Source organism: Amylolactobacillus amylophilus DSM 20533 = JCM 1125, assembly GCF_001936335.1.
Taxonomy (GTDB): Bacteria; Bacillota; Bacilli; order Lactobacillales; family Lactobacillaceae; genus Amylolactobacillus; species Amylolactobacillus amylophilus.
Genome location: NZ_CP018888.1, coordinates 1524861 through 1538119, shown reverse-complemented (window position 1 = coordinate 1538119; position 13259 = coordinate 1524861). Strand labels below are relative to the sequence as shown.

The window sequence follows — 13259 nt, the reverse complement described above, 5'->3', positions numbered from 1 at the left end:
CTTTGCGCATCTAAGACAACGTATTTTGAATACAAAAAAGTAACTATTCCAATTTTTGAAAGGAATAGTTACTCTTTAGTTCCTAGACTTCAGTTACTTGACCTGCTTAGCCAGTATTTCAGCTTCGTTTGGCGTGACCTCGATTGAGTTCTGACCGGTATAGATAACGAAGCCAGGCTTAGCGCCATTTGGTTTTTTAACTCGTTTGACTGGGACATAATCTACCTGCACATGGGAAGACAGCCGGGCCTTTGAATAATACGCTGCAATCTCAGCCGCTTCTTGAATATCTTGTTCAGATGGTGAATCAGCGCTCTGAATCAACACGTGGGAACCTGGGATATTCTTGACGTGCAACCACAGATCCGTTTTCTGTGATTTCTTGAACGTTAGCCAGTCATTTTGATAATTATTCTTACCAACCAACACTATTTTGCCACTCGACAATCTAAAGGTACTCAACTGTTTCTCTGTAATCTTCTGCTTACGCTCCTTGCGCGCCGTTTTCTTCAAGTATCCTTGATTTTGAAGTTCAGCGACAATCGCTGCGATATCTGCTGGTTCGGCGTTTGCAACCGCAGTCTGCACGGACTCAAAGTAGGCAATATTTTGCTTGGTGAACTCAATCTGCTCGTTCACATATTTAATGGAGTTTCTCAGCTTCTGATATTTGGTAAAATACTTCTGCGCGTTTCGTTGTGGTGATAATTCCGCCGCAAGTGAGATTTCTAGTTCGTGGTTCTCATCATAATAATTTGGTAGTGCAATTTGGGTCATGCCAGGTTTCACCTGATTGAGATACGTATTTAACAACTCACCCTTGATTCTATACGACTCGGAGTTTTCCGCATGTGTGAGTTGATCCTCTAGTTTTACCAGTTTCTTAGTCAACTTCTTTAGTTCGTTGTTGACCAATGTATTGACTTTCTGCGCGCGCTCTTTCACCCAGGCATTAGTAGCTTCCGTTCGATAGAAATTATCGACAAGTTCGTTCAAGGTATCGTACTTAACCCTGCCGTTTGCTGAGAGGGTAGTGGGGGTATAGCTGAAGAAGACGGGCCTTTTGCGGTTATTCAAGCCTAGCGTTGGTGTAGTTTCCAGTATCGTCGCCACAAAATTCTGAATTGTTTCGTATGAAAAACTTTCCTCTAGCCTAGTTTGCAGTTCGAACTTATTATCGCGGTCGAGTCCGCCCAATGAGTGGATGAATGAGTTGATATCGCTAAAGTTGGCGAATTGTGTCTTAGTAACAGTGCAAATATCCAATTGCTCATTCAATGGTGGCAATTCGTAACGAGCCTTAGGTAAAAGCATCCGTACTCGATTTTCATCGGGGTTGATTCGCTTCTGTAAGTCAACTATCTTGCCGTCGTTTCTATTAATCAGAATCAGGTTGCTGTGTCTGCCCATTAGTTCGAGAGACAACGTGAGTGTCTGCTCGTCGCCTAATTCATCGTGATTCGTGAAATCGAAGTTTACAATACGATCATTTCCAACCTGCGAAATTTCCTTTAGAATAGCACCTTCAAGATACTTTCTCAGTACCATTGCAAAAGTAGGGGCAACGGGAGGATTATCGATATCGGTATCTGTCAGATAAAATCGTGGAGAATTAGCGTTGGTGGATAGTAACAGCTGTTTTCTCTTTCGACTCTGGCGGAAAATTAATATGACGTCTTGATCAAAGGGTTGATAAACTTTCATTAGCTTACCAGTCTCCAATTGTGGCTTCAATTCCTCGAGATATTTCTTAATAAAAAGTCCGTCAAATGACATATGCTCACCTCAGTTATTAATTACTCTATTGTACTATTTTCATGACTAAAAAGGTAATTTGTTCTTCTAAGCAAAAATCAGTCAAAAATACGTCTCAGTTGTACAATCAAAGCAGATTCGTTGTATAATACAATATATTGTTAAATCAGGAATAGAAGGGGATTAATATGAATATTCTACTTTTCAACGAGATTGGCGAAAAAATCATGAAACTTTTGATGAATTCAACAAAGTTAAATCAGAGTCAAATCAGGTTACTACAATATTTTAGTGAAACCGGCAACGAATTGCTCGCCATGAACGACTTAGCACATGAATTATCTATTTCAATTTCCACACTCAGTAGACAACTAAATCAAGAACAGACAAGATCTTACCTTGAGTTTGACTTGACTTCAAAAGACTCAACTAAACATGTTCATTTATCAGCTAATGGTCTAATCAAGGCTGAGGAATTAAAAAAAGCAATTACAGGATTAACAGACAAGATCTTCGCATATTCCGCTCAGGAAGAAATTAGTTTCTTACGGTCGGAACTTAGTATGATAATTAAGAAGCTAAGTTAGTGACGCATCATTTGTAAAGCGCTTTACATTAGGGTTGTAAGCCGGCCAATATTTTTTTTTAGCTGTTGATGTGATATACTTTTAGAAGCAAATATATTCAATTATTGCGCATTGCATTTAAGCAAGAAAAAATTATTTTAATTATTTTATTGATAGTAAGTGAGTCTTAATTTGAAAATTGCACTTGTGACAGATAGTACTAGCTATCTAACTAGAGACGAAATTGAACAGTATAATATCAACGTGCTACCCATTCCTGTCATCATTGACGATAAGGAATACCTGGAACACGTTGATTTTAATTCTCAGCAGCTTTATGAACTTGAGCAGGCTGGTGCGGGGTTTCCTCAAACCTCCCAGCCCAGTATTGGCGAACTTCTTAGCTTGTTTGAACAGATCAAAGCTGATGGTTACGACGCAATCATTGCCATCACACTTGCCGGTACAATTAGCGGCTTCAATCAAACGCTGGTCAACCTTGCCAATGCTAATCCAGAATTGCACCTGTACCCGTTTGATTCGCAAATTACTGTTCGTCTAATGGGTTATCAGGTAATCGCCGCTGCCAAAATGATTGCCGCAGGCCTCAATCCCGCCCAAATTATCAGTAACCTGAGTGAACTGAGACAGCAAACCGATGAAATTTTCGTAGTTGATGATCTTAATAATTTGGTGCGTGGTGGTCGCTTGAGTAATGCATCGGCATTGGTTGGCTCGATGTTACAGATTAAACCTTTACTCACATTTGACGCAGAATCACACAGAATAGTTTCTTTCGACAAAGTTCGCTCTATGAAGAAAGCCATTGCCAAATCAGAGAAGTTGATGGCCAAGAAGATAGAAACAAACGTGTCTGACTTAGAGAAGCTCCGGATTATCATTTATCATGCTAATGAGCGAGAAACTGCAATCAAGATTCAAGCTGAATTAACAGCAAAATATCCGCAAACACCAAATGAAATTGATGAGTTTGGTCCAGTGATTGCAACACATTTAGGTGAAAAAGCAATCGGTATTACATGGATGCCAGATGTTTTGCAAATTACTTACTAGGTTACAGTCCTTAATTACGAATTTGAAGATAGCTGCACAGCAGCTTTGTTTTTCGGATGTGAGTTTACATAATATATATTATCGGAAGTTATCTCGCTAAATAAATCCTGTCCCCTTATCCTAGTATGTCTCACTAAGAATTTGCTGGCTTTTATGTGTCATCTTATACTTTTGCTGGAAAACAAAAACCCAAACATAAAAAATGTTTGGGTTTGCTTATTTACAATGCAACTGATTAACTGATTAGTTAAGTAGAATTGCTCAGAATTTAGAATGCTGCAGTAAGTTGTGGGACAATTTGTTTCTTTCGCGAAACAACGCCAGGCATTGCTGCCACATCATCAGTGATAGTTTGGTTAAACGTGTGCTCGAATGCAGCCTTAGCCTCATCAGAACCCAACACGATTGCCTTTGAGTTGCTATTTAAGATATCCGTAATTACGAATACAAACAGATCATATCTGTCCTGTGCAATCTCAGCGTTAATTACAGTCGTGAACTGAGCCTGCCGTTTTAAGACATCTGCAACATCAACTGTATTTACCTGTGCAATTCGCACATTCTTACCATTCATCTCGAAGCTCTTGGCGTCCATATCAACCAGTTCTTGTTCCGACTTAGCAGACAAATCTGTACCAGCCTTCAACATTTCTAGTCCATACGCTTCGTAGTCAACGCCAGCAAGTGATGCCAAATCCTTCACAGCAATCTCGTCAGTTGGCGTAGTTGTCGGTGATTTAAACAAAAGTGTATCTGAAATAATCGATGACATCATGATTCCCGCAATTTCCTTTGGAATCGCCGTCTTATACTCGTGGTACAACTTCCAGATAACAGTGCTTGTGCAACCCAGAGGTTCTGCACGATAGAATAACGGGTTTGCTGTGTTGAAGTTTGCAATTCTGTGGTGATCAACGACGTGCGAAACTTGCACGTCTGCGATGTCACTGACGCTTTGTTGAAATTCATTATGATCAACGAGCATTACTGCATCTACTTCATTTGATACTGTCTGAACAACTCTTGGAGCATTAAAGCCAAATTTGTCCAATGTAAATTTCGTCTCTTCATTTGGTTCACCCAAAGCTACAGCTTCGGTGTCATAACCAAGTTGATTTACCAAATACGAAAACGCGATGGCAGCGCCAATCGCGTCAGTATCTGGATTTTGATGACCAAAAACTAATTCTTTTGCCATTTTAATCCATTCCCTCTTTTTCCGATTAGATAGTTTCTACATGTTCTAATCTACTAGAATAACTCTCTTTTGCCAAGAACTTATCCCAATGTTCGAAGAAATTATTTATCCGCGGAATGTTTTCCTTTTCGCGTCTGTAGATAAACGACATATCAAATCTGACACGTGGATCGAAATGAAGTGCCGTCAAATCAATTTGATCTTTATGTGCTCGGTAGAAGCTCTCAGTAATTGCAGTATCCGAGTTCGTCTTTTCAGCGAAACGAATTAATTGATATGGCGATGTGAAAAGTGCGTTCGACTCAGGGAGATCGACCCTGTTATCCTTAAATACCTGAGTTAGTATTTGGGGAACGTAGAATTCCACTGGATATGAAACCCAGGGATTCTTATTAGCATCTTCCAGGCTAATAGATTTCTTGTTCTTAGGTACATCGTCATGCGTGAGGTAAAGCACCTCATCCATGTAGATTTGCTTTACCTTATATGGCTTCCAGTTCTTAATGCTCTCATCTGGTAAATGCATAATTGCGAGGTCAATATGGTTATTTTCTAACCGCTCCAAGATTTCGTTTCTGGTTAACATATTCAACGAGATGGTGATCTCAGGAAAAAGATCATTAAACTCGATGATGAAGTCCTCAATCACTTGATATTCGATGGAAGATAAAACTCCAATTGAGATATTCCCCGTCTCTGAGTTCGTATCCTTCTGGATTTGATCAACTGCATTATTCACCGTGTTAAATAATTCCTTTGCGGTTTCTTGCATCTTGATACCAGCATCAGTCAGATATAACTTCTTACCAATCTGGCCGAATAACGGTGCACCGACAGCACGCTCAATCTTCTTAATCTGTTGAGTAAGTGCAGGTTGAGTGATGCCAAGTATTTGCGAAGCTTGGGTGTAACTCATATTATCAATCAGTTGCAGAAAGTATCTGAGTGACTTTGCTGAAAGAACAGCATCTGATTTGAACTTCATTACTTGTACTCCTTTTATATTTATCTGTTTTGTTTGATAATGACATTTCAAAAGCACCAATGTTCAAAAATGTTAGTTTCTTGGTGTGTTTGATTTGATTGATTAACAATATCTATGATAACGCATTACTTACGTATCATAAAATATTATGTCCCTAAAACTAGAACTTCTTTAATAAAAATTATAAAACTTAATTTTTAAAATAGATTTGTGATATTTTCTTCCTCAATCTGGCCTAATTTAGTTATTTTAACCGGTACGCCATCCTTTTCTGCATCGATAATAAATGAACCATTAGAATAACGATCGCCGATTGGAAATTCTGTTGTTTTAAATTTCGTCACCTGATTTTGCTCCGTAGTGACCTGCAGCTCCTGGTCCGTGACATACGATACAACGCCCGCAACTCTGTGTGGCTTATTCTTCAATTCACGCAGTGTTAATACACCACGTTTTGCACGGGAAACTAAGTTGACCTCACTCAACTTAAATTGCTTAAATGCACCCCTGGTGGTAATCATCGCTACCTTCGTGTCGCTAGCATCAACAGGATCAAGCAGGAGATAGTCGACCACGGCGTCACCGTCTTTCAGATTAACAGACTTAACACCCGCAGCACGAGCACCGATGACGGGAACTTCGGCCAGCTTGAAGCGCACAGCGTACGAGAATTTGGTGAAGAGGACTAATTCGCTTGCTGCACTCTCTTCCACCTCAGACACATGGACAAGCTTATTCCCCTCACCTTTCAGTTTCATAGCAACTGCCGCCTTAGAGCGGTAAGTTCGACTCGGCTGTAAATCAGCCAGGCTGACTTGTTTAATATAACCATCGTCCGTTGCCAACAAGAAATTTTTCTTGGCAGCCAAATCAAGAATCACAAACACTTGAATAATCTGTTCATCTAACAGAAGGCCAACTTCTTGGGAGAGATGTGAGCCCGTATCCTTCCACTTCACATCCAACAATTCATGGACGGGGCGATAGATCAAATTGCCTTTATTGGTGAATATGTAAAGACTTGCGAGCGTGGAAACTGTATCGTCGAACACAATTTGGTCGTCATCGCGCAAGCCATTGTCGGCTGCGTCCGTCGAATTATACGATCGCAGCGAACTGCGCTTCAGGTAACCATTTGCACTAACAAGTACCCGAACATCCTCTTTGGCAATCAGAGCAGAAGTGTCAATTTCAATCTGTGATACTTCCCTCTGAATAGCGGAGCGGCGAGGGTTACCATACTCTTTTTTCACCGCCACAAGTTCGTCCGTGATCACGCGATTGAGCGTTGCCTGATCATTAATAATTTGCTGCAGACCCAAAATCTTATCTGCAAGCTCCTTGTGTTCTGCACGAAGGGCGTTAACGTCGGTGTTCGTTAGTCGATAAAGCTGCAATGAAACGATGGCCTCGGCCTGTGCCTCGGTGAAATCGTAGGCCGTAACCAAGTTATCCTTCGCGTTCTTCTTGTCGCTACTTGCCCGAATGGTCCTGATGACCTCATCAAGAATCGAGAGTGCTTTAATCAGACCCTCAACGATATGTTGCCGCTTCTGGGCCTTATTTAGGTCAAAAGCAGTTCGCTTTAACACAACGTCTTTTTTATGTTCTAAGTACGCACTAAGAATAGTCTTCAGACCAACTTGTTCTGGGGTCATATGGTTGATGGCCACCATATTAAAGTTGTAACTGATTTGGAGATCAGTATTCTTAAAGAGGTAGTTCAGAATACTTGAGGCATCAGCGCCTTTCTTCAGTTCAATCACAATCGAGAGTCCGTTTCTGTCACTCTCATCGCGCACTTCACTTATTCCATCAATCTTCTTCAGAGCCCGAATTTCATCTATTTTTTTGACCAAAAGAGCTTTATTAACTTCATACGGAATTTCTGTCACGACAATCTGCTCACGGTGACCACGGAGTTCCACAATTGAGGTCTTTGACCGCACAACAATCTTACCCCGACCTGTCTCGTATGCATCCCTAATTCCCTTCTCACCTTGGATAATTGCACCGGTTGGAAAGTCTGGTCCCTTCACATACTGCATCAAATCATCTAAAGTCGCGCCCGGGTGTTCTAGAAGGTAGACTGTGGCATCGATTACTTCACTCAGATTATGCGGTGGAATCTCCGTGGCATAGCCGGCGGAAATACCCGTCGCACCATTAACTAATAGGTTAGGAAAATGGGCTGGTAGTACCACGGGCTCATTCTCTGTGTCATCGAAGTTAAGCACCATCTCGACAGTTTCTTTGTCGATATCCGACAATAATAAATTCGAAATTTTGCTAACACGCGCTTCGGTATACCGCATTGCTGCGGGTGGATCGCCATCTAGCGACCCATTGTTACCGTGCATCTGAATCAGTGGCTCACGTACCTTCCAATCCTGGGAAAGACGAACCATAGCTTCGTAGATGGAGCTATCGCCGTGAGGATGGAAATTACCCATGACGTTACCGACAGACTTCGCCGACTTCCGAAAGGGCTTATCGTAAGTATTACCATCGATGTACATTGCATAAAGAATTCGCCGTTGAACGGGTTTCAAGCCGTCCCGAATGTCCGGGAGCGCACGTTCTTGAATGATGTACTTCGAGTAACGACCAAAGCGTTCGCCCATCACATCTTCAAGGGACATTTCTTTTATACGGTCTGTTTGTTCAACCATCTAACATACCTATCCTTCTAAATCTTTGTTTCTAAAATTGATGAATCTTCTTCAAGCGTGAACTTCACGTTTTTCTCAATCCAATCTCGCCTTGCCTCAACCTTGTCACCCATTAGGGTCGTCACACGCCGCTCAGCGAGCGCCGCATCATCGATTTTGACTCGGATTAGCGTTCTACTACTTGGATCCATCGTCGTCTCCCATAACTGGTCGGCGTTCATTTCACCGAGACCCTTGAATCGCTGAAGACTGTAGCCCTTACCCATTTTTTTGGATGCTGTTTCTAACTCATCGTCCGTCCAGGCATAGACAACCTGTGACTTGGCACCTGTACCCTTTTGTAACTTATACAGTGGCGGCAATGCAATATAAACCTTTCCGGCCTCAATCATTGGGCGCATATACCGGTAGAAAAATGTGAGTAACAGGATCTGAATGTGCGCACCGTCGGTATCAGCATCGGTCATAATGATGACTTTATCATAGTTTGCATCGGAAATTTTGAATTCGGCACCAACACCCGCACCAATTGTATAAATCATCGTGTTGATTTCCTCATTCTTAAAAATATCCGGGAGCTTTGCTTTCTGGGTATTCAGTACCTTCCCACGCAACGGTAAAATTGCCTGAAATTTTCTCTCACGTCCCTGCTTAGCAGAACCACCAGCAGAATCACCTTCGACCAAGAATAATTCGTTCTTCTTCGCATCCCGCGATTGAGCAGGCGTTAGCTTGCCGGATAAGAGTGTATCTGTCTTCTTTCTTTTCTTACCAGAACGCGTATCATCCCGCGCTTTTCTGGCGGCTTCACGTGCATCCCGGGCACGAATGGCCTTCTTAACAAGATCTTGTGCTAGTTCGCCATTCTCGAGCAGAAAATAAGACATTTGTTCATAGACAACCGCTTCAACAGTATTTCTGGCCTGCGGCGTACCGAGCTTTCCTTTGGTTTGTCCTTCAAACTGTAGCAGCTCCTCGGGAATTCGGACAGCAATGACCGCACTCAGCCCTTCACGAAAGTCCGAGCCCTCCAGATTTTTCTCCTTATCTTTCAGTAACCCGACCTTACGAGCATATTCATTAAAGGCCTTAGTAAATCCGGAACGTGCACCCATCTCATGGGTACCGCCATCACCTGTTCGCACATTGTTTACGAATGAAATGAGGTTCTCCGAGTAACCATCGTTATACTGACCGGCAAACTCAACCTCAATCGCCTCTTTGGTACCCTCAAAGTAGAAGACGTCACCAATTACGTCCTTACCCTCATTTAAGTAAGTCACAAACGACTGAATACCGTCTTCATAGTAAAAGACCTCGGAGTTCCCCTCACCACGTTCATCCGTGAGCGTAAACTTGACCCCCTTTAGCAAGAAGGACGATTCTCGAATGCGCTCCTCAATCACATCAAACTTAAAGACCGTAGTCTGGAAAATTGTGGGATCCGGCAGAAACGAAATGGTGGTGCCATTTTTTTCGTGCCTGGTGCCTGTCTTTTTGAGAGTACCCACAGGATGACCGCCATCTTCGAAGCGTTCCTCATAAACAGCACCATCACGCACAACCCGGACAGTCATCCAAGACGATAAGGCATTAACGACGGATGAACCAACACCGTGGAGGCCACCTGAAGTCTTATAACTGCCCTCGTTAAACTTACCACCGGCATGGAGCACGGTCAGGATTACTTCGATAGTTGGTTTACCACTACTATGCATCCCGGTCGGCATCCCCCGTCCAAAATCCTGTACCGTGATGCTATTATCCTGTCCAATTGTAATGTTGATTTCTTTACCAAAACCGGCTAAGGCCTCATCGACGGCATTATCAACAATTTCATAGACCAAGTGGTGCAGTCCACGACCGTCCGTTGAGCCTATGTACATCCCGGGCCTTTTTCTTACCGCTTCCAGACCTTCCAGTATTTGAATCGACGAATCGTCATATGCGTTTTTCTTTGTTGGCAATTTAATCCCCTACATTCCTACAAGTAAAATTTAATTTTGTCCAGTGAGAATCTCTGCTAGAATATACACTAGTAAAGAGAGGTAATCATGTGGACATTGTAAAAAACATTATGTTAATTATTTTAGCATATTTAGCTGGCTCATTTCCTACCGGAGTTTTAATCAGTAAAAAATTCTTCCAGAAGGATTTACGTGACTTTGGTAGTGGCAACACAGGCACCACCAACACATTTCGTGTCTTAGGCTTTTGGCCGGGGGTGGTTGTCCTTACCGTCGACATCTTAAAGGGAACACTTGGAGCGGCACTTCCACTAATTTTCGGCATTGGCCCGAAGTATCTTGTTTTAGTATATGGCCTTGCTAGTATTTTTGGCCACTCATTCTCAATCTTCCTCAACATGAAGGGTGGCAAGGCGGTAGCAACCAGTGCTGGTGTCCTGCTGGCCTACAACTGGAGCTTCTTTTTGATCGCTATCACGGTATTTGGCATCATCCTTTTATTGACCAGCATGGTGAGCCTGACCAGCATGGTGGCGATGGTGATTGTCACCGGCATCTCCTTCTTCTACCACGATGCAATATTGACAACTGTCGCGGCTATTGTCCTGATTTTCATTATCTGGCGGCATCAACCAAATATTCGCCGAATTAAGAACGGAACCGAGAGCGTCGTTCCATTCGGGCTTTACCATCATTATTTGAACAAAAAGAAAGACTAGGTGTTCGCCTAGTCAATTTTTTTGTCATGAAACGCTACCCGAAACTGGGAATTAAATTCTTGGCCAGCTGTGAGCTTATTCATCCCAACTTTCTCCTCAAATGTACCAGAGCTGTCAAGTTCATCGGCAATGCCCCACCAGGGTTCGATGCAGACGAAATCGCTGGTGGTTGGGTACGGCGACCACAGACCCACGAAAGGCGTCTGATCGAGCATCACGTTAATGTGATAGTCATTTTTGTCATTACGCAACGAAATCTTTGTCTGTGAGTTTAATGCATAAATTAATGCGTCATCCTTGAATAATGTGTCGGATACCTCGATCAACGTGTCTGTAGGTGCGAGTGTCCGTTTATCGATATCAATATATGGTCCGACCAAAGGAATTCGGACACGCGACTTAGATGGCTCGAAACTGAAGAAATAGTTATTCTTCTGCACGTCTTCATCAAGTTGCAAGTTGAAACCAGGATGTCCGCCAATTCCGAAGATCATCTCACCATCTGTCATGTTCTTGACGTTAAAACTCACCGTAAGCAAGTTATTAACCAACTGATAGCTGACTCTTAACTGGAATTTGAACGGATACATTTTAAGGGTTGCAGCATTCGAAAATAGCAGCAGTGTAACCGAATTATCTGTTGAATGCTCAATCTGAAACTCGCTGTCACGGGCAAAGCCGTGTTGGGTCATGTGGTAACTTTTTCCTTGATACGTATAAGTATCGTTATTCAGTCGACCCACAATCGGAAACAAAATTGGTGCATGTCGTGCCCAGACCGTAGGATCTGCCTGCCACAGGTACTCTGTCCCGGTATTTTGGTCTTTTACGCTTGAAAGTTCAGCGCCGTGTGTATTGATAATTGCTTTTAGAAACTGGTTTTCAAGTGTATATTCCATTATATTCCTCTATCAAATAAATCTATTGCTCATTACAGGATAAACCTAGTGAGATCCTTATCTGTGATAATATCACGTAATTTATCGTTTACATAGTCTTCTGTGATGGAAATTTCACCCATCTGCATGTCTGGTCCTTCGTACAAGACATCCTCCAAGAGCTTTTCCAGAATTGTAGATAGGCGTCTGGCACCAATATTCTCCGTCCCCTGGTTGACGTCAAAGGCGATTTGGGCGATGCGAGAGATTGCTTCCTGCGTGAAGACCAATTTAATACCGTCGGCATTCATTAAGGCGATGTACTGCTTAATCAAAGAGTTGGTGGGGTCCTTCAGAATTCGTTCGAAGTCCTCTTTAGTCAACGCATTTAATTCTACACGAATCGGGAAGCGTCCTTGAAGTTCCGGAATTAAATCACTTGGCTTCAACTCCGCAAAGGCCCCGGCAGCGATGAAGAGGATGTGGTCAGTTTTCACAGGTCCATACTTTGTGCTAACCGTTGATCCCTCAACGATTGGCAGGATATCTCTTTGCACCCCTTCACGCGAGACCTCGCCAGATTGCTTCTTCTCACCACTTGTAATCTTATCAATCTCATCGATGAAAATAATTCCATCCTGCATGCTGCGTTCAATGGCGTTTTGATAAATCTGATCGTAATCAATCAACTTCTTGGACTCTTCTTGAACCAATAACTCACGTGCCTTTGAGACTGGTAGGGTGCGCTTGATTTTCTTCTTCGGCATGAGACCACTCATCATCGAGTTCATATCAATGCCCATCTGGCCCATCATATCGTTCATCGGATTAACTTTGCCAGCCTCTTCAACCTCAATTGTCACATCCGTATTTTCAAGTAAGCCGCGATCCAGCTGCTCCTTTACCGAAAGTCTTTGGTTCAAGACATTGTCGTCAACCTCTTCCTCAGGCTCACCTTCAGCGGGATTTTGGCCACTCATCAACAAGCTCATCATCTCTTGCATGTTATTCTGGCGTTTTTCCTTTTTGATACCAGGAACGAGTAATCTAACCAGTTTTTTGTCCGCTTCCGCTGTGGCACTTGCACGAACCCGACTCATTTGGTCTTTCTCTTCCATGGCTACCGCAACATCAACAAGGTCACGCACCATGGATTCGACATCCCGACCAACATAGCCAACCTCTGTAAACTTTGTCGCTTCAACCTTGACAAAGGGCGCTTCGACAATCTTTGCTAGTCTGCGCGCAATTTCGGTTTTACCAACACCCGTTGGTCCTGCCATCAGGAGATTCTTCGGTGTAATTTCCTGTTGTAACTCTTTAGAAAGCTGCATTCTTCTGTACCGATTATAGAGAGCGACACTGACAGCCTTCTTGGCCTCATTTTGACCAATAATATATTCATCTAATACTGCAACAATTTCCTTTGGTGTTTGAACTGCCAT

General features: G+C 42.7%; 10 protein-coding genes. 3 read left to right on the top strand and 7 right to left on the bottom strand.

Annotated features, from left to right (window positions below; translation table 11 throughout):
- Window positions 1-93: 93 nt before the first annotated feature.
- Window positions 94-1776, bottom strand: coding sequence for an Rqc2 family fibronectin-binding protein (locus LA20533_RS08025; RefSeq protein WP_056946126.1), 1683 nt, complete (start codon window positions 1774-1776; stop codon window positions 94-96).
- A gap of 167 nt (window positions 1777-1943) precedes the next feature.
- Between LA20533_RS08025 and LA20533_RS08020 the strand changes: the two genes are divergently transcribed.
- Together LA20533_RS08020 and LA20533_RS08015 are read left to right on the top strand one after the other, a co-directional pair.
- Complete coding sequence (locus tag LA20533_RS08020) at window positions 1944-2342, top strand: MarR family winged helix-turn-helix transcriptional regulator (RefSeq protein ID WP_056946125.1); 399 nt, start codon at window positions 1944-1946, stop codon at window positions 2340-2342.
- Window positions 2343-2513: 171 nt separating this feature from the next.
- Entirely contained in the window at window positions 2514-3395 is an 882-nt protein-coding gene (locus tag LA20533_RS08015) for a DegV family protein (protein ID WP_054745096.1), read from the top strand.
- 268 nt (window positions 3396-3663) lie between these two features.
- Here the strand turns inward: LA20533_RS08015 and LA20533_RS08010 are convergent, their stop codons facing one another.
- The 4 genes from LA20533_RS08010 to parE form a co-directional block, all read right to left on the bottom strand.
- A complete protein-coding gene (locus LA20533_RS08010; protein ID WP_056946124.1) occupies window positions 3664-4593 on the bottom strand; it encodes a manganese-dependent inorganic pyrophosphatase in 930 nt (309 codons plus the stop codon).
- A gap of 25 nt (window positions 4594-4618) precedes the next feature.
- The gene (locus LA20533_RS08005; protein ID WP_056946123.1) at window positions 4619-5578 is read right to left on the bottom strand and encodes a LysR family transcriptional regulator; all 960 of its coding nucleotides are present in this window, start codon (window positions 5576-5578) and stop codon (window positions 4619-4621) included.
- 197 nt (window positions 5579-5775) lie between these two features.
- Window positions 5776-8250, bottom strand: a complete 2475-nt coding sequence (parC, locus tag LA20533_RS08000) for a DNA topoisomerase IV subunit A (protein WP_056946122.1) — start codon at window positions 8248-8250, stop codon at window positions 5776-5778.
- 17 nt (window positions 8251-8267) lie between these two features.
- Window positions 8268-10217, bottom strand: a complete 1950-nt coding sequence (parE, locus tag LA20533_RS07995) for a DNA topoisomerase IV subunit B (protein ID WP_056946121.1) — start codon at window positions 10215-10217, stop codon at window positions 8268-8270.
- An 89-nt stretch (window positions 10218-10306) separates the two neighbouring features.
- Between parE and plsY the strand changes: the two genes are divergently transcribed.
- A complete protein-coding gene (gene plsY, locus LA20533_RS07990; protein ID WP_371857338.1) occupies window positions 10307-10936 on the top strand; it encodes a glycerol-3-phosphate 1-O-acyltransferase PlsY in 630 nt (209 codons plus the stop codon).
- A gap of 8 nt (window positions 10937-10944) precedes the next feature.
- Here plsY and LA20533_RS07985 read toward each other — a convergent pair whose 3' ends face one another.
- The gene (locus tag LA20533_RS07985) at window positions 10945-11835 is read right to left on the bottom strand and encodes an aldose 1-epimerase family protein (protein ID WP_056946120.1); all 891 of its coding nucleotides are present in this window, start codon (window positions 11833-11835) and stop codon (window positions 10945-10947) included.
- Between the two features lie 32 nt (window positions 11836-11867).
- Entirely contained in the window at window positions 11868-13259 is a 1392-nt protein-coding gene (gene hslU / locus LA20533_RS07980) for an ATP-dependent protease ATPase subunit HslU (protein WP_056946119.1), read from the bottom strand.

Excerpts from the sequence above, each read along its gene's own strand:
- LA20533_RS08025 (WP_056946126.1), bottom strand. The coding sequence starts at position 1,776 with ATGTCATTTGACGGACTTTTTATTAAGAAATATCTCGAGGAATTGAAG.
- LA20533_RS08020 (WP_056946125.1), top strand. The coding sequence starts at position 1,944 with ATGAATATTCTACTTTTCAACGAGATTGGCGAAAAAATCATGAAACTT.
- LA20533_RS08010 (WP_056946124.1), bottom strand. The coding sequence starts at position 4,593 with ATGGCAAAAGAATTAGTTTTTGGTCATCAAAATCCAGATACTGACGCG.
- LA20533_RS08005 (WP_056946123.1), bottom strand. The coding sequence starts at position 5,578 with ATGAAGTTCAAATCAGATGCTGTTCTTTCAGCAAAGTCACTCAGATAC.
- parC (WP_056946122.1), bottom strand. The coding sequence starts at position 8,250 with ATGGTTGAACAAACAGACCGTATAAAAGAAATGTCCCTTGAAGATGTG.
- LA20533_RS07985 (WP_056946120.1), bottom strand. The coding sequence starts at position 11,835 with ATGGAATATACACTTGAAAACCAGTTTCTAAAAGCAATTATCAATACA.
- hslU (WP_056946119.1), bottom strand. The coding sequence starts at position 13,259 with ATGGCAGTTCAAACACCAAAGGAAATTGTTGCAGTATTAGATGAATAT.